General features: G+C 44.4%; 19 protein-coding genes and 1 pseudogene. 10 read left to right on the top strand and 10 right to left on the bottom strand.

The genetic code is table 11. The features are described 5' to 3' along the window. Positions 1–21: 21 nt before the first annotated feature. The 5 genes from surA (at position 22) to ELZ11_RS16040 (ending at position 4,438) form a co-directional block, all read left to right on the top strand. Positions 22–1,317 carry a peptidylprolyl isomerase SurA gene (gene surA, locus ELZ11_RS16020; protein ID WP_137358420.1) on the top strand — a complete coding sequence of 432 codons (1,296 nt, stop codon included), beginning with the start codon at positions 22–24 and terminating at the stop codon, positions 1,315–1,317. Further along, positions 1,307–2,296 (top strand): 4-hydroxythreonine-4-phosphate dehydrogenase PdxA, encoded by a 990-nt coding sequence (gene pdxA, locus ELZ11_RS16025; RefSeq protein WP_137358421.1) that lies wholly within the window; start codon positions 1,307–1,309, stop codon positions 2,294–2,296. Before surA ends, pdxA begins: the two co-directional genes overlap by 11 nt. Next, positions 2,293–3,108 carry a 16S rRNA (adenine(1518)-N(6)/adenine(1519)-N(6))-dimethyltransferase RsmA gene (gene rsmA, locus ELZ11_RS16030; protein WP_137358422.1) on the top strand — a complete coding sequence of 272 codons (816 nt, stop codon included), beginning with the start codon at positions 2,293–2,295 and terminating at the stop codon, positions 3,106–3,108. Before pdxA ends, rsmA begins: the two co-directional genes overlap by 4 nt. A gap of 133 nt (positions 3,109–3,241) precedes the next feature. Beyond that, positions 3,242–3,622 carry a Co2+/Mg2+ efflux protein ApaG gene (gene apaG, locus ELZ11_RS16035; protein WP_137358423.1) on the top strand — a complete coding sequence of 127 codons (381 nt, stop codon included), beginning with the start codon at positions 3,242–3,244 and terminating at the stop codon, positions 3,620–3,622. A gap of 12 nt (positions 3,623–3,634) precedes the next feature. After that, the gene (locus tag ELZ11_RS16040) at positions 3,635–4,438 is read left to right on the top strand and encodes a symmetrical bis(5'-nucleosyl)-tetraphosphatase (protein ID WP_137358424.1); all 804 of its coding nucleotides are present in this window, start codon (positions 3,635–3,637) and stop codon (positions 4,436–4,438) included. Between the two features lie 53 nt (positions 4,439–4,491). Here ELZ11_RS16040 and folA read toward each other — a convergent pair whose 3' ends face one another. From folA to rplU, 6 genes are all read right to left on the bottom strand, one after another. Further along, positions 4,492–4,971 (bottom strand): type 3 dihydrofolate reductase, encoded by a 480-nt coding sequence (gene folA / locus ELZ11_RS16045; RefSeq protein WP_137358425.1) that lies wholly within the window; start codon positions 4,969–4,971, stop codon positions 4,492–4,494. A gap of 49 nt (positions 4,972–5,020) precedes the next feature. Continuing rightward, complete coding sequence (locus tag ELZ11_RS16050; RefSeq protein WP_167494708.1) at positions 5,021–5,494, bottom strand: threonine/serine exporter family protein; 474 nt, start codon at positions 5,492–5,494, stop codon at positions 5,021–5,023. After that, positions 5,494–6,261: a threonine/serine exporter family protein gene (locus ELZ11_RS16055; protein WP_137358427.1), complete on the bottom strand. Its 768-nt coding sequence runs from the start codon at positions 6,259–6,261 to the stop codon at positions 5,494–5,496. The genes ELZ11_RS16050 and ELZ11_RS16055 overlap by 1 nt, the downstream gene beginning before the upstream one ends. A gap of 122 nt (positions 6,262–6,383) precedes the next feature. Then, positions 6,384–7,550 (bottom strand): Obg family GTPase CgtA, encoded by a 1,167-nt coding sequence (gene cgtA / locus ELZ11_RS16060; protein WP_137358428.1) that lies wholly within the window; start codon positions 7,548–7,550, stop codon positions 6,384–6,386. A 251-nt stretch (positions 7,551–7,801) separates the two neighbouring features. Then, positions 7,802–8,059 (bottom strand): 50S ribosomal protein L27, encoded by a 258-nt coding sequence (gene rpmA, locus ELZ11_RS16065; protein ID WP_032553028.1) that lies wholly within the window; start codon positions 8,057–8,059, stop codon positions 7,802–7,804. Between the two features lie 19 nt (positions 8,060–8,078). Continuing rightward, on the bottom strand, positions 8,079–8,390 hold the full coding sequence (rplU, locus tag ELZ11_RS16070; protein WP_137358429.1) for a 50S ribosomal protein L21: 312 nt from the start codon (positions 8,388–8,390) through the stop codon (positions 8,079–8,081). Between the two features lie 268 nt (positions 8,391–8,658). Between rplU and ispB the strand changes: the two genes are divergently transcribed. Further along, positions 8,659–9,630 (top strand): octaprenyl diphosphate synthase, encoded by a 972-nt coding sequence (gene ispB, locus ELZ11_RS16075; RefSeq protein ID WP_137358430.1) that lies wholly within the window; start codon positions 8,659–8,661, stop codon positions 9,628–9,630. 111 nt (positions 9,631–9,741) lie between these two features. Here the strand turns inward: ispB and mdh are convergent, their stop codons facing one another. Further along, complete coding sequence (mdh, locus tag ELZ11_RS16080; RefSeq protein ID WP_137358431.1) at positions 9,742–10,677, bottom strand: malate dehydrogenase; 936 nt, start codon at positions 10,675–10,677, stop codon at positions 9,742–9,744. Positions 10,678–11,011: 334 nt separating this feature from the next. On the opposite strand from mdh, the gene argR reads away from it, so the two are divergent. From argR to ELZ11_RS16100, 4 genes are all read left to right on the top strand, one after another. After that, entirely contained in the window at positions 11,012–11,482 is a 471-nt protein-coding gene (gene argR / locus ELZ11_RS16085; protein ID WP_137358432.1) for a transcriptional regulator ArgR, read from the top strand. A 348-nt stretch (positions 11,483–11,830) separates the two neighbouring features. Beyond that, positions 11,831–12,799: a TAXI family TRAP transporter solute-binding subunit gene (locus ELZ11_RS16090; protein ID WP_137358433.1), complete on the top strand. Its 969-nt coding sequence runs from the start codon at positions 11,831–11,833 to the stop codon at positions 12,797–12,799. A 262-nt stretch (positions 12,800–13,061) separates the two neighbouring features. Beyond that, a complete protein-coding gene (locus tag ELZ11_RS16095) occupies positions 13,062–15,641 on the top strand; it encodes a TRAP transporter permease (RefSeq protein WP_137358434.1) in 2,580 nt (859 codons plus the stop codon). Between the two features lie 95 nt (positions 15,642–15,736). Next, entirely contained in the window at positions 15,737–16,174 is a 438-nt protein-coding gene (locus tag ELZ11_RS16100; RefSeq protein ID WP_137358435.1) for a universal stress protein, read from the top strand. Between the two features lie 96 nt (positions 16,175–16,270). Here the strand turns inward: ELZ11_RS16100 and ELZ11_RS16105 are convergent, their stop codons facing one another. The 3 genes and pseudogenes from ELZ11_RS16105 to rapA all read right to left on the bottom strand — a co-directional run bounded on the left by ELZ11_RS16105 (position 16,271) and on the right by rapA (position 20,985). Further along, a complete protein-coding gene (locus tag ELZ11_RS16105) occupies positions 16,271–17,233 on the bottom strand; it encodes a D-2-hydroxyacid dehydrogenase (protein ID WP_137358436.1) in 963 nt (320 codons plus the stop codon). 38 nt (positions 17,234–17,271) lie between these two features. Next, positions 17,272–18,045: pseudogene (gene rluA / locus ELZ11_RS16110) on the bottom strand (bifunctional tRNA pseudouridine(32) synthase/23S rRNA pseudouridine(746) synthase RluA); the annotation flags it as partial. A 30-nt stretch (positions 18,046–18,075) separates the two neighbouring features. Continuing rightward, positions 18,076–20,985: an RNA polymerase-associated protein RapA gene (gene rapA / locus ELZ11_RS16115; RefSeq protein WP_137358438.1), complete on the bottom strand. Its 2,910-nt coding sequence runs from the start codon at positions 20,983–20,985 to the stop codon at positions 18,076–18,078. Positions 20,986–21,287: the final 302 nt, after the last annotated feature.

The following is a 21,287-nucleotide window of genomic DNA, read 5'->3' on the forward strand; positions in this document are numbered from 1 at the left end:
GTAAATCTGAAAGGACTACAAATGAAATTGTGGAAAAAAACTTTAATCAGTTTAGCCGCGACTTGCAGCGTTTCAACTGTATTCGCAGCGCCTGTTGAACTTGATAAAGTGAGCGTGATCGTCAACGAAGGCGTAATACTGCAGAGTGATATCGATACCTCATTGAAAACGCTTCGTGCTAATGCGAAAAAGAATAATCAAACCTTACCTCCTCAAGATGTATTGATTGATCAAGTGCTTGAAAAGTTGATCGTCGATACAATTCAAACTCAAGAAGCAGAACGTATAGGTGTTCGTATTGATGACAACCGTCTAAATGAAGCTATCGCCGAGATTGCCAAAAACAATAATCAGTCGTTGGATGAACTAACAGCATCTGTTGCAGCGGAAGGTCTAACCTATAGTGCATTTCGTGAACAAGTACGTAAAGAGCTTGCAGCCAGTGAAGCTCGCAATGCCTTGGTTCGTCAGCGCATCAATATTCTTCCTGCTGAAGTGGATAACCTAGCCGATATTCTTGCTCAAGAAACCAATGCAACAGTTCAGTATAAGATTGGCCACATCCAACTACGCTTCAATGACGAACAAACGAAAGAAGAACTAGAAGCGCAAGCAACTGAGCTAGCAGCGAAGCTAAACGATGGTGCCGATTTCAGCACAATGGCATACACCTACTCCAAAGGCCCAAAAGCTCTCCAAGGCGGTGATTGGGGCTGGATGCGTAAAGAAGAAATGCCGACCATTTTTGCAGACCAAATCAAAATGCAAAACACAGGCAGTATCATCGGTCCATTCCGCAGTGGAGTTGGTTTCCATATCCTAAAAATTGAAGATGTGAAAGGCTTAGAGACCGTTGCAGTAACCGAGGTCAATGCTCGTCACATTCTACTAAAACCAACCGTTATCTTGAGTGATGAAGGCGCGCAGCAGCAACTAAAAGATTTCATACGCCGTATCAATGATGGTGAAACCACATTTGGTGATTTAGCTCAGCAATACAGCCAAGACCCAGGTTCCGCGGTTCAGAATGGCGAACTAGGCTACCAAACCCCAGATCTGTACGTACCGGAATTTAAGCACCAAGTTGAAACGCTGGAAAAAGGTAAAATCAGTGAGCCTTTTAAAACGGTACACGGTTGGCATATCGTTGAAGTATTGGATCGACGCGAAGTCGACAGAACAGACTCAGCTTTGAAAAATAAAGCCTACCGCATCTTATTCAACCGTAAGTTCAATGAAGAAGCAGGCGCTTGGCTTCAAGAAATCCGAGCAAGTGCATTTGTTGAAATGGTCGGGGAAGAACAAAATGACGATTAAGCGTATTGTAGTCACCGCTGGTGAACCCGCAGGCATTGGCCCAGACTTGGTTCTGGCTCTTTCTCAAGAAAGCTGGCCTCATCAAATTGTTGTGTCAGCTGATAAGCGTATGCTAGCTGAGCGAGCAGAGCTGCTAGGAATCACGGTTGAGTTATTGGATTATGATGCCTCTCAACCCGCTCAAGCACAAAGCGCGGGCACCTTAGTTGTACAGGATATTCCATTAGCAGAAGCAAGTGTTGCGGGAACCCTCAACGAAGCTAACGGCCATTATGTATTAAATACGCTAGAAAGCGCAGCAATAGGCTGTATGAATGATGAATTTGATGCTATTGTCACCGGCCCTGTTCATAAGGGGGTAATTAACCGAGCTGGCGTAGCGTTTAGCGGCCATACTGAGTTTTTTGCTGAAAAATCCGACACTCCCCTAGTGGTGATGATGTTGGCAACAGAAGGTCTAAGAGTTGCCTTAGTAACAACTCATATTCCTCTCGCTTACGTCTCTAAAGCTGTTACTGAAGACCGTTTGGAACAAATCATCCAAATCCTTCACAAAGACTTAGTCGAAAAGTTCGCTATAGAGAAACCAACCATCTACGTATGTGGCCTAAACCCACATGCCGGTGAAGATGGTTGTCTAGGGCATGAAGAAATCGAAACGCTCACACCAACCCTAGAAAAAATTCGACAACAAGATGGAATGAATCTAATAGGCCCATTGCCTGCAGATACCATCTTCAACGAAAAATATTTGCAAGAAGCAGACGCTGTTTTAGGTATGTATCACGACCAAGTATTACCTGTATTGAAATACAAAGGTTTTGGTCGTTCAGTGAACATTACACTCGGCCTACCATTTATTCGTACTTCGGTTGATCATGGTACCGCTCTAGACTTGGCAGGGACAGGCCAAGCCGATACAGGGAGCTTTAGAACAGCGCTCACGCACGCCATTGAATTAGTAGAGAAAAAGCAATGAGAAATGATGTCCACTTAGGACACAAAGCGCGTAAACGTTTTGGTCAAAACTTCCTGAACGATCCATACATTATCGATGGGATCGTATCTAGCATTAACCCTTTACCTGGCCAAAACTTGGTAGAGATTGGCCCAGGTCTTGGTGCTATTACAGAACCCGTTGGTAAGCTCGTTGATAAGTTTACTGTTATCGAGCTAGATAGAGACCTAGCAGAACGTCTGCGCAACCACCCAGATTTAGCCGACAAGTTAACGATTCACGAAGGCGATGCGATGAAGTTTGACTTCGAGCAACTTGTGAAGCCAAACAACAAACTGCGCATCTTTGGTAACTTGCCTTACAACATCTCGACACCGTTAATGTTCCACCTATTTGAGTTCCATAAAGACATTCAAGACATGCACTTTATGTTACAAAAAGAGGTAGTTAACCGCTTGGCAGCAGGCCCAGGTAGCAAAGCCTACGGTCGTCTAACGGTAATGGCTCAGTACTACTGTAAAGTAACACCAGTACTAGAAGTACCACCAACTGCTTTCGTTCCGCCGCCAAAAGTGGACTCTGCAGTGGTTCGTCTTCAACCTTACGAAGTGCTTCCATACCCAGCCAAGAACTTAAAATGGTTAGATCGAGTTTGCCGTGAAGGCTTCAACCAACGTCGTAAAACGGTTCGTAACTGTTACAAGAGCTTAATCAGCAAAGAAATCTTAGAAGAACTTGGTATCAACCCAAGTATGCGTCCTGAGAATCTGACCTTAGAACAGTTCGTCGATATGGCTAACTGGTTGGAAGACAACCACAACGCAGCGAATTAATAAAAAGGCTCCTAAACTTCAATTAGGAGCCTCTTTTTTATCTATGTCTTGTTCTAAATTGCATTTTCACATACCGTATTAAAATATTAGTCTGAGATAACAAAGGCCTAATTGGCTCAACCAAGGAGCGAATATGGATATATCAACGCCCTGTATCAAATGCCAAGTGCACACTAAATACGTCCCCGAGCAATCCGAGCCCGAACAAAACCGATACGTATTTGCCTACATTATTACGATTAAAAACCTCAGTAAAACACCCGTTCAATTGTTAACTCGTCGCTGGTTGATCACCGACGCTAACGGAAAGCAGCTAACCATTGAGGGTGATGGCGTCGTAGGTAAACAGCCCGTCATTGAAGCCAACGATGAATACACTTATACCAGCGGCACTGTGATTGAAACGCCAGTTGGAGTCATGCAAGGCCACTACGTGATGAATGATCATTTGGGTCAAGACTTCTTAGCACAAGTTGATCCATTCCGACTCGCTATCCCTAACATACTTAACTAAAAGAAGAATATTGTGTCGACTTATATCGTAGGTGATATACAAGGCTGCTTTGATGAACTCAAGCTGCTTCTTGATAACGTGGACTTTAATCGCGAACTCGATACCTTATGGGTGGCTGGCGATCTGGTCGCTCGCGGCCCAAAATCCCTTGAAACACTTAGGTTTATTAAAAGCTTAGGTACTCAAGCAAAAGTGGTGCTAGGTAATCACGATTTACATTTGCTGGCTGTTTCTCTAGGGCTATTTCCGATAAAGAAAAAAGATAAAACTCAGCCCATTTTAGATGCGGAAGATAAAAAAGCACTGCTCGACTGGCTACGTCAACAACCTTTGATGCAAGAGCATGATGAGTTTGTCATGTGTCATGCGGGCATCTCACCACAGTGGGATTTGGCTACGGCTCGCCTAGCTAACTCTGAAATTCAAGCTTTACTACAGTCTGAGCAATGGCAATGGCTCATTGAAAATATGTACAGTAATGAACCTGATACATGGAGTGAGAACTTAGAAGGGATTGAACGTTATCGCTATATTATTAATAGCTTTACCCGTATGCGCTATTGCTCCGAAGATTTCAAACTCGATATGGCCTGCAAACTGCCACCTAGTGATGTATCTGGGAATGGTTTGCTTCCCTGGTTTAAAGTTGAGAACAGTGAACCGATTGAAAAGACCGTCATTTTTGGTCATTGGGCAGCACTTGAAGGCTATTCAGGGGAAAAAGTCATTGGCTTAGACACTGGCTGTGTGTGGGGCGGTGAGCTCACGTTACTCAGGTGGGAAGACAAGCAATTCTTTACACAAAAAGCTCTGTGAGCCTTTAATCAGAAAATAATGGCCTAATCATTGATTAGGCCACATTAAACAAACTAGCGCTCTAGAACCACAAATTCCATGTCATGAGAATTCTTTTCATCCGCTTGATAATGTTCAGAAAAAGTCTGATTCCAATTCTTTCCCCAATCAGGGAATTGAGTATCACCATCGACCTCTAGCTCGATATAAGTAAGGTATAGTTTATCCGCCTTCGGTAAGCAGCTCGCATAAATTGAGCCGCCGCCGATGATCATGACTTCTTCAACATCACCTGCTGCTTCCAGCGCTTGCTCAATGGACGTTACCGTAGCCACACCTTCAATTTGTAGTGATTCATCACGGCTGATCACAATATTCTGACGTCCAGGGAGCGGTCGGCCAATCGAGTCATAAGTTTTTCGGCCCATTACGACTGGCTTACCCATAGTGCAGCGCTTAAACCACGCAAAATCTGCAGGTAAGTGCCAAGGCATTTGATTATCTTTGCCAATAACTCGATTGTTTGCCATCGCGGCAACCATACTAATGATCATTTCTGGGTCCTATCTGTGCTTGGTAACGTTCCGTTATCCCGAATACGCTCTAGACGATCGGGCGACGGCGATAGAATAGCAGTCCCGGCATGGCTAATCCAATCGCTAAGCCAGCAATAATAAACATCGCTTTCAAGAAATTTTCCATCAACGTTGCTAACAATTCTGGCGTATAACCAAGATTATTAATTTCCACCATTGCGATCATTGCTTTGAACGCGAATACCCCAGGCACCATAGGAATCAAAGCAGCAACGGTAAACACTTTAGGGTGAGCAAGTAATCGGTGCGACCAATGAACACCGATCATTCCGACAACCGTCGCAGCGAAAAATGTCGCCCATTCGATTGGTATGCCAAATTCCATCATCAAGTATCGGCTTCCGTGGCCAAGTGCCCCACCCAATGCGCAATAGATAAGTGCTCGTTGTGGAACGTTAAATACTAGAGCAAACCCCACCGCAGGGATCGCAGCAAAAAACATATCATTAGCTAGGCCTGTGAATAGTGCAGTTAGATCCATTATCTTATCCACCCCCATACACCAGTGATACTCATTGCCCCCACAATGCCCAGGCTGGTCGCAAGAGTAAGTAAACTCGCCATTGTAAATCGCGCTATTCCCATATTGATATGGCCTTTCAGCATATCGGCAACCGAGTTAATTAAAGGGAAACCGGGTACGAGCATGAGTACAGAAGACGCCATCGCGATGGTTGGTTGATTCCCAATACCATGCATCACAGCTTGAGCAGATACATAGGTCGTAACAAAAGCGGTTACGGCAAAATTTAAGAGTGGATTGAAGTGACGATGGCCGATTTCTTGGCGAACGATCATTCCAAGGGAGGACGCAAGAAAAGTCATAGCAAATACATGCCAATCACCTCCGGCCAAGCGACTAAAAGAAGCACACGATAGCCCGATCATAAAAACAACTAACCAGCGATTGTATCGCTCAGGGCTTATCGAATTCAGCTTACGCTGAGCAAGCGTAGCGTCTAGAATGCCTTTCTCCATCATGATACAAATGCGTTGAATCTGAGTAATAGCACGCATGTTAATACCACGATCAACACAACTTCGTGTGGTGGTGATGCAATGATCTCCGATACGAGTAGTAACCACTAAAGAGTTAGCCGAGAGCGCCACCTCCACTTCATCGACACCACTTGCGATACCTATTCTTCGCATAATATCACCGACCAAAGTACTTTCCGCTCCATGAGCCAACAGCGTTTGCCCGGACTGAGCTACAAGGCGAGAAATCGCCCTTTGTTTCGAAGTCATGATTCCTTCCATGTGATTAAAGTTCCTAGACAGAAGTTTGCATGACTTTCACTGACCCTGACATGATTTAGATACAAAAAAACCGCAATTTTCATTGCGGTTTTTATTAAGCATAGAGCTAATTAGTCTCGAACGTAGATAACATGTCCGTCATCTTCTTCGTCATCCCAATCATCCCAGTCATCTTCGGTCACGACGTTCTTACCACTCATTGCATCTTTGTGGTAGTCGTCCCACATGAAGTCGACTTTATCTTCTTCTTCAACTTCTTCGGCTTCGCGAGGTAGAGTTTCCATAAAATCAGCTAACTTGTAGCAAAGCTCTTTCGTGCCCTGCTTGTTCACTGCTGAAATCTGGAAGTACTCACCTTCCCAACCTAACGCGTCTAAGATCTCTTGGATCTTTTCTTGCGCTTCCTCTTCTGGCATTAGGTCAACTTTGTTGAACACTAGCCAACGAGGCTTAGCCGCTACTTTTTCGCTGTATTGTTCCAACTCATCAATGATCGTTAGAGCATTTTGAATTGGATCAGACTGATCAATTGGCATGATATCGATCATATGCAGCAGAACGCGACAACGTTCTAAGTGCTTCAAGAATCGAATCCCTAAGCCTGCGCCATCTGCAGCGCCTTCGATAAGACCTGGAATATCGGCTACAACAAAGCTTTTCTCTGGAACCACACTCACTACACCCAAACTTGGAATTAGAGTAGTAAATGGATAGTCAGCTACTTTAGGTTTAGCTGCTGATACAGAACGGATAAAGGTTGATTTACCTGCATTTGGTAAGCCAAGCATACCAACGTCAGCAAGTAGCAGAAGCTCTAAACGTAGTTCACGTACTTCACCTTTAGTACCCATCGTCTTCTGACGAGGAGCACGGTTTACCGAAGATTTGAAACGCGTGTTACCTAAGCCGTGCCAACCGCCTTTCGCGACCATCACTTTCTTACCATGCTCAGCAACTTCCGCCACAATTTCATTTGTGTGGATGTCTACAGCACGTGTACCAACTGGTACTTTCAAGGTAATGTCTTTACCACGTTTACCAGTACAGTTACCACCGCGGCCATTCTCACCACGGTCAGCGTTGTAAAAGCGTTGAAAACGGTAATCGATCAGCGTATTTAAGTTTTCATCCGCTTGGATATAAACGTCACCACCATCGCCACCGTCACCACCATCAGGGCCACCTTTAGCTACAAACTTCTCACGCCAAAAGCTAACGGTACCATTACCGCCATCACCGGCTTCAACTTTTACTACCGCTTCATCAACGAATTTCATCTTTCACTCCGCATGTTTGCGTTGCAATACCATCCTCAGGGGATGATATAAATTCTAGCAGATCCGAGTTTAGATCGATCACCTAAGATCTAGGGCCTTTCTGCAATCAGGAACAAAAAAGAAGCGACTCTCTGTACACGTTAAAAGAGTAACTGCTTTTTTGATCCCGCTATAAATAAAAAACCCCGCCGAATCGGCAGGGCTTTTGAATTCAGCTTAAAGCTAATTAAAGCTATTCAGCTAACATCTAATTACTCAGAATCGATGCTAACGAATTTACGGTTTTTAGGACCTTTAACTTCAAACTTCACTTTACCTTCAGTAAGAGCGAAAAGAGTGTGGTCTTTACCGATACCAACGTTAGTGCCAGCGTGGAACTTAGTACCACGTTGACGAACGATGATGTTACCTGCAAGAACAGATTCACCACCGAAACGCTTAACACCAAGACGTTTGCTTTCTGAATCGCGGCCGTTACGAGTAGAACCGCCAGCTTTTTTGTGTGCCATTGTTAAACTCTCCTATAACTTAAGCGTTGATGCCAGTGATTTTCACTTCAGTGAACCACTGACGGTGGCCAGCTTGCTTACGAGAGTGCTTACGACGACGGAACTTAACGATTTTTACTTTATCGCCACGACCGTGTTGTACTACTTCCGCAGTAATCTTACCACCTTCAACAAGAGGTGCACCAACAGTGATTTCTTCACCGTTAGCAACTAGAAGAACTTTATCAAATTCAACAGTTGCACCAGTTTCAACGTCTAATTTCTCTAAACGAAGAGTTTGACCTTCGCTTACACGGTGTTGTTTGCCACCAGATTGGAAAACAGCGTACATATTTTACTCCGCTTTTTCCGCACAGCCTATGGTTGTTATTTGTACAACTCGGGTGTGCGCTAAACTAATCAATAGGGCGCAGATTCTACGGGAATCATGCGGCTATGACAAGCCATATTTTTAAAAAATTGGCGAAAAGCTAATCGCCGAAGAAAAGTGCGGCAATCATGCCCTTAAGTGATGTATTAATCAACGTTTTTTAGTGTATCATTCGTCAATTAAATATAACGAATAAGCCTTACAGGTTCTAACCTCAGCCGGATGAATAATGGATTTTAAAGCTATCCAAGCGCTTACTGCCGATGATATGGCAAAAGTGAATGAAACAATTCAAGCTCAACTCAATTCTGACGTAAGTTTAATCAATCAGCTCGGTTTTTATATCGTAAGCGGTGGCGGTAAACGCCTTCGCCCTTTGCTTGCTATCTTGTCAGCTCGCGCACTGGGTTACCAAGGCGAAGCTCACACCACCTCTGCGGCCTTTATTGAATTCATTCATACCGCAACTTTGCTTCACGACGACGTTGTCGATGAATCGGATATGCGTCGCGGCAAAGCGACTGCAAATGCAGCTTTCGGAAATGCAGCAAGCGTCCTAGTTGGTGATTTCATTTACACACGCTCATTCCAAATGATGACAAAACTAGGATCTTTAAAGATCCTTGACCTGATGAGTGAAGCGGTGAATGTGATTGCAGAGGGTGAAGTTCAGCAATTGATGAACTGTAATAACCCTGACACGACCGAAGAAAGTTACATGCAGGTGATTTACTCAAAAACAGCTCGACTGTTTGAAGCAGCCACACAGATTGGCGCGATATTGACTGAATCATCTCCGGAAGTAGAAACAGCGATGCAGAACTACGGTAAGTATTTAGGCACTGCATTCCAGCTCATTGACGATGTCATGGATTACACTTCTGACGGTAAAGAAATGGGTAAAAACGTTGGTGACGACCTAGCAGAAGGAAAACCGACACTACCTCTTCTTTACGCTATGCATAATGGTACAGAAGCGCAATCTGCCATGATCCGTGAAGCAATTGAAAAAGCAAATGGCATGGAAAGGCTCGATGAGATTCTGGCTGCTATGAGTGATACAGGCTCTCTAGAGTACACAACCAATAAAGCTTATGAAGAAGCAGACAAAGCAATCAAAGAGCTTGATGTGCTGCCTGAGTCTGAATACAAACAAGCTTTGGTGACGCTCGCTCACCTAGCCGTTAAACGAACTAAGTAATCACTGAATGCTGGCGTCGCTAACGTCAGCAGTTCTTCAATATAAATAGTTATATTGCAGACACAAAAAAGCCGATCTTTTGATCGGCTTTCTTTTATCTAACGTCATTCACTACTTAGCGAATTCAACACCAATTTCGATGTCACCGTTTAGTGTATCAAGCATGCTGTCTAGTGCAGACTGCTCGTAATCACTTAGGTCGCCGTAGCTAAGGATCGCTTCTGCGCCCTCTTTGCCTAGTTTAACTGGTTGTGCGAAGAACGGTGCATGCTCACCTGCGCCTTCTACATATGCACACTCAATTACGTTCTCTTCACCTTGTAAAGCTTTCACAAGTGCTAAACCAAAGCGACATGCTGCTTGGCCCATAGATAGAGTTGCACTACCGCCACCCGCTTTTGCTTCAACAACTTCAGTACCAGCATTTTGAATACGCTTAGTTAGCGCTTCAACTTCTTCAGCAGTAAATTCAACGCCTTCAACTTGAGAAAGAAGAGGAAGAATCGTTACACCTGAGTGACCACCGATAACAGGAACACGGATATCACCTGGATCTTTATCTTTAAGTTCTGCAACGAAAGTTTCTGAGCGGATAACATCAAGAGTGGTTACACCGAATAGACGACGCTTATCGTAAACACCTGCTTTCTTAAGAACTTCAGCAGCGATTGGCACTGTTGTATTCACAGGGTTAGTGATGATACCTACACAAGCCGTTGGACAAACAACCGCAATTTTTTCTGCTAGAGATTTAACAATGCCAGCGTTTACATTAAAAAGATCCGCACGATCCATACCAGGCTTACGAGCAACGCCAGCAGAGATAAGTACTACATCAGCACCTTCAAGCGCAGGCGTTGGATCTTCGCCAGCGTAACCTTTGATCGAAACAGGTGTTGGGATGTGGCTTAGATCGGCAGCAACACCAGGTGTTACCGGTGCGATATCGTATAAAGCTAAATCAGATCCAGCAGGAAGACGGTTTTTCAGTAATAGAGCTAGGGCTTGACCGATGCCACCAGCGGCACCAATAACAGCTACTTTCATTGTTATTCTCCTTGAGAGTAATTCTCTTATAAGGTTTTTATAGGGTGTTTTCTAATCGAATTCGAGTAGAAAACTATAGTAATCACAAACTGATTACAATCAATTAACGTCATCTTTGCGACCTTGCGCAAGTCAATAAACACGTGCGATGCAAGGCAATAGCATTATGCGGATAAACACGATTTAGGACAAAAGCCAAACGCCCAAAAAGCATAATATTCCATATAGTTTTTACAGTGATGTGACTAACAAATTACTCGGATACTTTGGTTAATAGTGAATATGTATGCGAGAATATGCAGCAATGACTTTGTTAACAAAAAAGATTAAAACCATGCGCAATACAGAAAAACAAGACAACTTAGTTCGCGCTTTTAAAGCGTTACTAAAAGAAGAGCGTTTTGGCTCCCAAGGTGAAATTGTCGATGCTCTGAAACACGAAGGGTTTGAAAGCATCAACCAATCTAAAGTTTCACGCATGTTGACTAAGTTTGGCGCAGTGAGAACTCGCAATGCTAAAATGGAAATGGTTTACTGCCTACCTGCAGAGCTGGGTGTACCAACCGTGTCGAGCTCACTTAGAGAGTTGGTTCTAGATATCGACCACAACGCAGCGCTTGTCGTGATCCATACTGGCCCAGGTGCAGCACAACTTATCGCTCGCTTGCTGGATTCTTTAGGTAAGTCTGAAGGTATTTTAGGAGTCGTCGCAGGCGATGACACAATCTTCATCACACCGACTCTTTCTGTTACAACTAAACAGTTATTTGATTCTGTATGTGAGCTTTTCGAATACGCAGGTTAAGAAGCATACAAAAAATCCAGTAAAACATTCTAAAATTCGATGGATCACTAACAATCATTTCTTCCGTGATCCATCTCACATCCTAGAATATCCACCTCCCCTTCCAAATTTCGCAGCAAATCATTGATTTTTAAAAACATAATCTAACTAAAACTTCATTATTATTGCATCAAAATTTAGACTTTTTCGTTATATGTTTTAACAATTGGGTAATTTTCTGCCAATTTTTGTTATTATTCAGCCACTTTTTCATCGGACGGATTGAAAAAGATGCCGTTTCCACATAGGAAACTCCAGAAACAACTACAATTGTTTCAGGGTTAATAATGAATAAAGGAAGGGAAATTCATGGCATTTAACAAACTTGTTAAAGTCGGTGCAATTGCAGCTGCTGTAATGGGCGCTGGCGCGGTTAACGCTCAAGAGTTCATCACTATCGGTACTGGTTCTGTAACTGGTGTTTACTACCCTACTGGTGGTGCTATCTGTAAGCTAGTGAACAAGGGTCGTAAAGACCACAACATTCGTTGTTCAGTTGAATCAACTGGCGGTTCTATCTACAACGTAAACACTATGCGTGCAGGTGAGCTTGATTTTGGTGTTGTTCAGTCTGACTGGCAGTACCACGGCTACAACGGTACAAGTAAGTTTGCAGAGCAAGGCGAGTACAAGAAGCTACGTGCAATGTTCTCTCTACACACAGAACCATTCAACATCATTGCGCGCTCTGACGCGGGTATCGATAACGTTTCTGACCTAAAAGGTAAGCGTGTAAACATCGGTAACCCTGGTTCAGGTGACCGCGCAACTATGGGTGTTGTGATGGATGCTATGGGCTGGACTAACGACAGCTTCAAACTAGCATCTGAGCTTAAAGGTTCTGAGCGTTCTCAAGCACTATGTGATAACAAGATTGATGCATTCATCTACATGGTTGGCCACCCGAACGGTTCAATCAAAGAAGCAACAACATCTTGTGATGCTAAATTAGTATCAGCAACTGGTGCTCAAATCGATAAAATCGTTGCAGATAACCCATACTACGCATACAGCACAGTTCCAGCTGGCATGTACCGTGGTACTGATGCTGACGTAAACAGCTTTGGTGTTGCAGCAACTATGGTAACAACGACAGAAGTTTCTGAAGATGTTGCTTACAATGTTGCTAAAGCAGTATTCGAAAACTTCGATACATTCAAACGCCTACACCCAGCGTTTGCTAACCTGAAGAAAGAAGACATGGTGAAAGCTGGTCTTTCTATCCCTCTTCACCCAGGTGCAGCTAAATACTACAAAGAAGTAGGTCTTCTAAAGTAATCTGACTTTAGCCTACTGACCCAATAAGGAGGCCTGAGCCTCCTTATTGGTTTTTCGCACTTTATAAAATAAAACCAATTCAGTGCGATACGAGAAACACTTTTAAAGTCGTCTCATTTTTGATGACTAACCTTCGTAATAAGCCTGAGATAAATCGAAACTAAGAGCAATTTTCCATCTATTCACTACACTAATAGATGCTAAATATGGTTCTAATCAGTCATTGATAATGACTAGACCATCAATAATAAGGATAAAGTACATGACGCAGACAAATACACCGTCTTCAGATGTGCAAGAAATGGTGGCCCAAGCCGATACTGGGGCAAGAAGCCCTAAAGGTATTCAAGGACGAATTTTATGGTTTGTACCGCTGTGTTGGTCGCTATTCCAACTTTGGTATGCATCACCACTACCGTTTATATTTGATTTTGCTGTACTAAACGACACGCAAGCACGAGCAATTCACTTAACTTTTGCTATTTTCTTAGCATTCACAGCATATCCCGCTCTGAAAAATTCTCCACGTGACTACATTCCAGCAATGGATTGGGTACTCGCGCTGGCTGGTAGTTTTTCAGCGGCTTATATCTATGTCTTCTATACAGAGCTGGCCGGCCGTTCGGGCGCTCCTACCACGTTTGATATTGTGGCTGCAGTTACCGGTATGGTACTGCTGTTAGAAGCGACACGTCGTGCATTAGGTCCACCACTCATGGTTGTGGCAGCTGTATTCTTGCTGTACACCTTTGGCGGCCCTTACATGCCAGACGTTATTGCACATAAAGGTGCAAGCCTAAATAAAGCAATGTCACATCTATGGCTAACAACTGAAGGCGTATTCGGTGTTGCACTAGGTGTATCCACTTCTTTTGTATTCTTGTTTGTTTTATTTGGCGCGATGCTTGAGCGAGCAGGTGCAGGTGCATACTTCATTAAAGTAGCATTCTCACTGCTTGGTCATATGAAAGGTGGCCCAGCGAAAGCAGCCGTTGTAGCGTCAGGTCTTTCAGGCCTTGTATCTGGTTCATCTATCGCAAACGTAGTAACGACTGGTACCTTCACAATCCCGTTAATGAAACGTGTTGGTTTCCCGGGCACAAAAGCGGGTGCGGTAGAAGTTGCGGCTTCAACCAATGGCCAGTTGACTCCACCAATCATGGGTGCTGCCGCATTCTTGATGGTGGAATACGTGGGTATTTCTTACGTTGAAGTTATCAAAGCGGCTCTATTGCCAGCGCTAATTTCATACGTAGCGCTAATTTACATTGTTCACTTAGAAGCATGTAAAGCGGGCATGACTGGTTTACCTCGTCGCCATACTCCTACTATCATACAAAGCTTGCTGTCGTTCACCGGAACCATTTTAGGTTTATGCGTGATCAGCGCGCTAGTTTACTACGGTGTTGGTTGGACGAAAGATGTCTTTGGCGCTGCGGCAACTCCAATTGTCACCGTTGCTCTATTGATCTCATACTTAGCACTTGTTCGTGTATCTGCGAAGTACGCGAAAGAAGGCGGCATGGAAATCGATGCAGATCTGAAAGAAGTTCCAGATCCAGGCCCAACGATTAAGTCAGGCCTACACTTCCTATTGCCTATCGTTGTATTGGTATGGTGTTTAACAGTTGAACGTTTCTCTCCAGGTTTATCTGCATTCTGGGCAACGGTCTTCATGATCTTCATTTTGATCACTCAGCGCCCACTAATGGCGATGATGTCAAAAACTGATGATATTGCAGAACAAACTAAAGCGGGCTTTGTTGACCTAGCCGAGAGTTTAGTTTCTGGTGCTCGTAATATGATCGGTATCGGTGTGGCGACAGCTGCTGCTGGTACTGTGGTTGGTGTGGTAACACTGACTGGTATTGGCCTTGTGATGACCGACTTCGTTGAGTTTATCTCAGGCGGTAGCATCATCCTTATGTTGCTATTTACCGCAGTGATCAGCTTAATCTTAGGTATGGGCTTGCCAACAACGGCAAACTACATCGTTGTATCGACTCTAATGGCACCAGTAATTGTGACTTTAGGCGCGGCGCACGGCTTAATCATCCCTCTGATTGCGGTTCACTTATTCGTGTTCTACTTCGGTATTCTCGCAGATGATACTCCTCCTGTAGGCCTAGCGGCATTTGCAGCAGCGGCAATTGCGAAGTCAGATCCAATTCGAACTGGTATCCAAGGTTTCACCTACGATATTCGAACTGCGATATTGCCATTCATGTTCATCTTCAATACCCAACTACTGTTGATGGGCATTGATTCTTGGTGGCATTTAGCATTAACGATCTTCTCTTCCGTAACCGCAGTATTAATCTTTGCAGCTGCAACGCAAGGTTGGTGGTTTACTAAGAACAAGTGGTGGGAAACGGTACTGCTTATCGTACTAACGTTCTCTTTTTTCCGTCCAGGCTTCTGGTGGGACATGATTTACCCGGCGAAGGTTCTTTCTCCTGGAGTTGAGATTGCTCAAATCACAGAAGGTCTATCTGTGGGAGAATCGCTAGAGCTAAGAGTGGGTGGTGAAAACCTAGAAGGTGATTACTCAGAGAAAACCGTTCGTCTTCCATTTGAAGATTCTGCAACAACCGGTGAAGACCGCGTGGCGTCAATGGGTTTAATGCTAACGGAAACTGACGGCAAGATGATTGTCGACATGGTTGAGTTTGGTAGTCCAGCTGAAGCTTCAGGTATCGATTTCGATTGGGAAATCAAGTCGGTTATCCAAGATGCAGACCGTCCAATGAAAGAGTGGGTATTCTTACCATCTCTAATCATTTTGATTGGCTTAGCAATGAATCAAAGAAGACGCGCTCGTAAGGATGAAATCAGCGCGTAATACCTAGGGCTAGCTTCTGGCTAGCCCTAAGTAATGGAAAGGATAATGGCAGCACCTAGGTCATCACTAGGTGTTCATTAATAAGAGAGTAAAACATGTATAAACAGATCCTTGTTCCAGTAGATTTAAACGATAAAGGCTTTTCTGACAAAGCCGTTGAACTTGCAGTTTGGCATGCAAAACACAGTAATGCAGAAGTGCATCTACTGAATGTTTTACCTGGCATTCATATGTCTATGGTCGCGTCTTACTTCCCAAAAGATGCCGCTAATCAAATGAAGATCGACGTTAAGAACCAGCTTAAAGAATTCGCTGATCAACATATCGATGACGAAGTGATTTATAAGGTTCACGTAGCGGAAGGTAAAGCATACTCAACGATTCTAGAGCACGCAGAGAAGCTAGGCGCGGATCTTATCATCATGCCAAGCCATAAGCGCTCTAAGATCGACAAGGTGGTACTAGGCTCAGTTGCGAGCAAAGTCGTACAGAATTCACCAATCAACGTACTGGTTGTGAAACCGCAAGGTTAGACACGCAGCGTTGAATGGAATACAACGAAAAAGGGTGACGTAATGTCACCCTTTTTATTGGAATCGATATAAATATTTGAATCGATAGCCAAGTAGTTACACCACTCGGTTTTGCATCTCACCTCGAACAAATGCATTGAGATTGTCGATTAAGATATCAGACAACTTTTGAATTGAGGAGTCGCTTCCCCACGCTACATGCGGTGTAAGTAGCAAGTTAGGCATCGCCATGTTAGCAATTAACACATTACTCTCATCCGCAGGCTCTTGAGTGAACACATCCACTCCTGCCCCTGCGATCTTACTTTCTTTTAAAGCCGCAACGAGCGCTTGCTCATCGACTAGACCGCCTCGCCCAGCATTCACCAACACAGAGGAAGCCTTCATCATGTTCAGCTCTCGCTCACCAATAAGATTATGCGTGTCGTCTGTTAACGGGCAGTGCATTGTAATCGCATCGGCTAGCTGCAAGACCAACTCAAATGGAAGATACCCTTCACGACAATTTTGAACACCTTTGCGCTCTGCAAACATCACATTCATACCGAGAGATTTTGCTAATGCTGCCGTCGCTTGCCCTAAACCGCCACTGCCAATAATACCAAGCGTGCTCCCCGCGATATCTTGAATAGGATGAGTGAAAAAGCAAAATTGCTTATTACGTTGCCATTCACCAGCCGCTATATCTTGATGATAACCAACGAGATTGCGCTTTAACGCGAATAACATCGCCATCACATGTTCAGGCACGGATTGGGTGGCATAACCTTGAATATTTGTCACAGCAATATTCGCACTTGCGCAATAACTCAAATCAACGTTATTCACCCCAGTAGCAGACACTGCGATTAACCGTAATTTGGCAGCCTCTTTAAGAGACTCACTACTCAATATGACTTTATTCGTAATAACGATATCGGCATCAATGATTCGTTCAGCGACTTGCTCTGGCTTTGTAAAGTCATATTCAATCCACTCATGCTCGAAACTCGGAGTATTCAGTGTAATTTGAGTCGGTATCGTCGCCCTATCTAAAAAGACCACGGTTAACTTAGACATATGACTTCCTTGCAAAACGATAAATAGAACTCGATAGTCTACGCTTTCAACGTTTTATAATCTGGTAGTTCAGGCGCAATTTCGAAATGTGTTTTAACCTGTGGCGTCGCTTGTGGGTAGAAGTCACACGGCACGAACGCTGTGAACAACTGGTCATCAGCCGGATGATAAAAACTCAATTCGCAGGCGTGTAATTCAAGACGATCAGAGTACGCTAGCGCTTCCGGCGTTGCATAAAATTCATCTCCTACGATCGGGTGGCCAATTTCCATCGTGTGAACACGCAATTGATGAGACCTGCCTGTGATTGGCAGCAAACGTAGCAAGGTGGTTTGCTCTTCATGCTCTGCGATTTGATAACGCGTTTGCGAAGGTTTGCCATCTTCATTACACACTTTCTGTCTTGGTCGATTTGGCCAATCACAGATCAAAGGTAAGTCGATTAACCCTTCTTGTTCTTCGACTTTTCCCCAAACACGCGCATAGTAGATCTTATGTGTTAAACGATACTGAAACTGCTTTTTAAGATGACGCTCCGCTTCTTTATGCTTTGCTAATAGCATTAAGCCTGACGTCGACATATCCAAGCGATGTACAACTTGAATCTCAGGAAACTCGACAACCAAGCGACTCCACATACTGTCGTAGTGTTCTGCGAGTCGTCCAGGAACCGAAAGTAACCCTGAAGGTTTGTTCACCACCAAAATATCGTCATCTTGGTAAACAATGTCTATCCAAGGCTCCGTTGGCGGTGTGTACTCAAGCATTGCCATTTTATACCTCACAAAAAAGCCCGAGTTCACACTCGAGCTTTTGTTATCTTTTTCTAAATCAACAACTAACTAGTTGTGTGAAACCACGATCAAACGCAGCGAGTCTAGTTGAACTTGCGCTTTGGCAATATAGCCTGTCAGTTGCTCAATTTGAGACTCAATCGCTTCCAACTCTTCATCACGAATGTTCGGGTTGACGGCTTTCAAAGCCTGAAGGCGCTCTAACTCACCATTTAGATTCGCTTGCATATCTTTTTGAGCTTGCTCACGAACCGCTTCCACTTTCGGTAATACTTGCGCTTCACCGGCTTCAATCAGCTTGTGAACATCGGCTTGTACCGAATTCACTAGCTTACTCGCTAAGTGACGGTTCACAGGGCTCAACTGACGATTAAAGCTTTCGAACTCCACTTGAGCCGATAAATCATTACCGCGAGCATCCATCATCAAACGGATTGGCGTTTGTGGAAGGAATTGGCTAATGCCACTACGTTTAGGTGCTTGCGCATCTACAAGGTAAACCAACTCAAGCAAAATGGTACCTACTGGCAGCGCTTTGTTTTTCAACAATGATACAGCAGAAGCGCCAACGCCTTCACTCAGTAGTAAATCAATACCGCCTTGAATCATTGGGTGTTCCCAGCTGATGAAATTCATATCTTCGCGAGACAAAGCTGTTTCACGATCAAACGTGATTGTCGCACCTTCGTATGGCAAACCTGGGTAGCTTGGTACCATCATGTGCTCAGATGGCGTCACCACTAATGCGTTTTCACCTTTATCATCTTGGTTTAAGCCAATCGTATCGAACAGGCTTAGTGCAAATGTGACTAAGTTGGTATCGCCATCGGTTGCCGCAATTTTCTCTGCAATTTCGTGCGCCTTATCGCCGCCATTCGAATGCATTTCCAATAAACGATCACGGCCTTTCTCAAGATCCGCTTTCAACGCTTGATTTAATTTCGCAGATTCTTCAATCACTTCGTCTAGCTGTTCGGTGTTACCAGAAGCCAGCATATCAATCAGATCAGCCGAGAACTTATCGTAAACCGTGCGTCCCGTCGGGCAAGTTTCAGCAAAGGCATTCAAGCCTTCATCAAACCAACGTGCCAGAATCGCTTGTGATGTGCCTTTCAAATAAGGAACATGTACATCAATATCACGCTGCTGGCCAATACGGTCCAAACGGCCAATACGTTGCTCTAGCAAGTCTGGGTTAAATGGTAAATCAAACATCACCAATTGGTTCGCAAACTGGAAATTACGACCTTCAGAGCCGATTTCACTACAGATAAGGACCTGAGCACCGCCCTCTTCTTGAGCAAAGTAAGCCGCGGCTTTATCACGCTCTAGAATCGACATGCCTTCGTGGAATACCGTTGCACGCACGCCTTCACGCTCACGCAGTGCCTGCTCTAGTTGTAAAGCAGTGCTCGCACGAGACGCGATCACTAAGATCTTCTCGCTGCGCTTTTCTTGAATCTTATCAAGTAGCCAATTCACACGTGAATCAAACTGCCACCAGCTAGAATCTTCACCTTCAAACTCTTGGAAGATTTCTTCTGGGTAAAGCATTTTCATCGCACGCGCTTCAGGCGCCATCTTGCCACCAATCATGCCAGATACACGCATAGAGGTAGTGTACTGGCTCGGGATATCCATTGGCAGAAGGTGTACGTTACGTTTAGGGAACCCTTTGATCGCTGCGCGGGTGTTTCTAAACAGAACACGCCCGGTCCCATGGCGGTCCATCAGGTTATCAATCAGCTCCTGACGAGCCGCAGCTTTGTCTTCTTCAGAGCTAGCCCCTTCGATAATGCGGAATAGTGGCTCTACATCTTGCTCAGACAAGAGTTCGGTGATCTGGTTCTTGGCTTCATTTTCTAGCTTGATTCCTGAAAACAGTGCGGTCACCGCATCCGCCACTGGTGCGTACTGTTCTTCTTCTGCTACAAAGGCTTCGTAATCGTAGAAACGATCTGGATCAAGGAGACGCAGGCGAGCAAAGTGACTTTCACGGCCTAGCTGCTCTGGAGTTGCCGTTAGTAGCAGTACGCCAGGTGTATTTTCTGCAAGGCCTTCTACCACTTGGTACTGGCGGCTTGGCTTATCTTGACTCCACTCAAGGTGGTGCGCTTCATCGACAACCAATAGATCCCACTCGCCTTCCAACGCTTGTTCAAAGCGCTTACGGCTCTTACGTAGGAAATCAAGAGAGCATAATACGTATTGCTGAGTATCAAATGGATTGTCCGACTCTGCGAACGCTTCAATACAGCGCTCTTCATCAAAGATAGAAAAGTGCAGGTTAAAACGACGCATCATTTCCACTAACCATTGGTGCTGCAGTGTTTCAGGTACCACGATAAGAATACGTTCCGCTCGGCCCGCCAACACTTGTTGGTGGATGATCATGCCCGCTTCAATCGTTTTACCTAAGCCAACTTCATCGGCCAATAAAACACGAGGCGCATGACGACGGCCAACTTCATGGGCGATATAAAGTTGATGGGGAATTAAACCTGCACGCATGCCGCATAGGCCACGCATCGGGCTCTTATGCTGCTGATATTGATTGCTAAGCGCACGGTAACGCAGGACGAAATTGTCCATGCGATCAATTTGACCAGCGTACAGTTTGTCTTGAGGCTTGTTGAAACGAATTTGGTTGCTTAAGAAGATCTCACGTAACGCCACTTCAGCTTCTTCGGTATCTTCTCGCGTACCAAGATAGGTAAATAAACCTTGGTCTTCGATGACTTGCTCAACTTTTAGCGACCAGCCTTCTTGGGCTTCAATGACATCGCCAACGTTGAATGTTACTCGGGTTACGGGAGCATCGCTTCGTGCATACACACGGTTTTCTTCTGATGCTGCAAACATTAATGTGACGGTTCGAGCATCCATTGCTACAACGGTACCTAAACCTAAATCGCTTTCCGTATCGCTTATCCAGCGTTGCCCCAAAGCAAATGTCATGAATCGACTACCTCATCTTTTATATTGTTATGTGATCTTTTCTCAATTGGTCATTTTATCTTAGTCAAAAACGCTCAACTTTCCGCCACTAAAAATGCGACTCACGATAATAAAGCTTGTGAGTAAATGGCGCAGAAAAAGGTCGCTAATCTTACTTGAAGCTGTGATTTAGGTCACGCTTAAAGGGGCAGTTTCAACGGTTTTTTTTCCGTTTTCGATATTGAAATCAAACTGTCAAAAAATCATGACTAATCTATTGAAAACAGATTGCTATACTCATACTAACGATGCGTATTTTGATT

The sequence above is a fragment of the Vibrio profundi genome (assembly GCF_005281835.1).
GTDB lineage: Bacteria > Pseudomonadota > Gammaproteobacteria > Enterobacterales > Vibrionaceae > Vibrio > Vibrio profundi.

Coding starts and splice junctions, on each gene's coding strand:
- surA (WP_137358420.1), top strand. CDS start 22: ATGAAATTGTGGAAAAAAACTTTAATCAGTTTAGCCGCGACTTGCAGC.
- pdxA (WP_137358421.1), top strand. CDS start 1,307: ATGACGATTAAGCGTATTGTAGTCACCGCTGGTGAACCCGCAGGCATT.
- rsmA (WP_137358422.1), top strand. CDS start 2,293: ATGAGAAATGATGTCCACTTAGGACACAAAGCGCGTAAACGTTTTGGT.
- apaG (WP_137358423.1), top strand. CDS start 3,242: ATGGATATATCAACGCCCTGTATCAAATGCCAAGTGCACACTAAATAC.
- folA (WP_137358425.1), bottom strand. CDS start 4,971: ATGATCATTAGTATGGTTGCCGCGATGGCAAACAATCGAGTTATTGGC.
- ELZ11_RS16050 (WP_167494708.1), bottom strand. CDS start 5,494: ATGGATCTAACTGCACTATTCACAGGCCTAGCTAATGATATGTTTTTT.
- ELZ11_RS16055 (WP_137358427.1), bottom strand. CDS start 6,261: ATGACTTCGAAACAAAGGGCGATTTCTCGCCTTGTAGCTCAGTCCGGG.
- cgtA (WP_137358428.1), bottom strand. CDS start 7,550: ATGAAATTCGTTGATGAAGCGGTAGTAAAAGTTGAAGCCGGTGATGGC.
- rpmA (WP_032553028.1), bottom strand. CDS start 8,059: ATGGCACACAAAAAAGCTGGCGGTTCTACTCGTAACGGCCGCGATTCA.
- rplU (WP_137358429.1), bottom strand. CDS start 8,390: ATGTACGCTGTTTTCCAATCTGGTGGCAAACAACACCGTGTAAGCGAA.
- ispB (WP_137358430.1), top strand. CDS start 8,659: ATGGATTTTAAAGCTATCCAAGCGCTTACTGCCGATGATATGGCAAAA.
- mdh (WP_137358431.1), bottom strand. CDS start 10,677: ATGAAAGTAGCTGTTATTGGTGCCGCTGGTGGCATCGGTCAAGCCCTA.
- argR (WP_137358432.1), top strand. CDS start 11,012: ATGCGCAATACAGAAAAACAAGACAACTTAGTTCGCGCTTTTAAAGCG.
- ELZ11_RS16090 (WP_137358433.1), top strand. CDS start 11,831: ATGGCATTTAACAAACTTGTTAAAGTCGGTGCAATTGCAGCTGCTGTA.
- ELZ11_RS16095 (WP_137358434.1), top strand. CDS start 13,062: ATGACGCAGACAAATACACCGTCTTCAGATGTGCAAGAAATGGTGGCC.
- ELZ11_RS16100 (WP_137358435.1), top strand. CDS start 15,737: ATGTATAAACAGATCCTTGTTCCAGTAGATTTAAACGATAAAGGCTTT.
- ELZ11_RS16105 (WP_137358436.1), bottom strand. CDS start 17,233: ATGTCTAAGTTAACCGTGGTCTTTTTAGATAGGGCGACGATACCGACT.
- rapA (WP_137358438.1), bottom strand. CDS start 20,985: ATGACATTTGCTTTGGGGCAACGCTGGATAAGCGATACGGAAAGCGAT.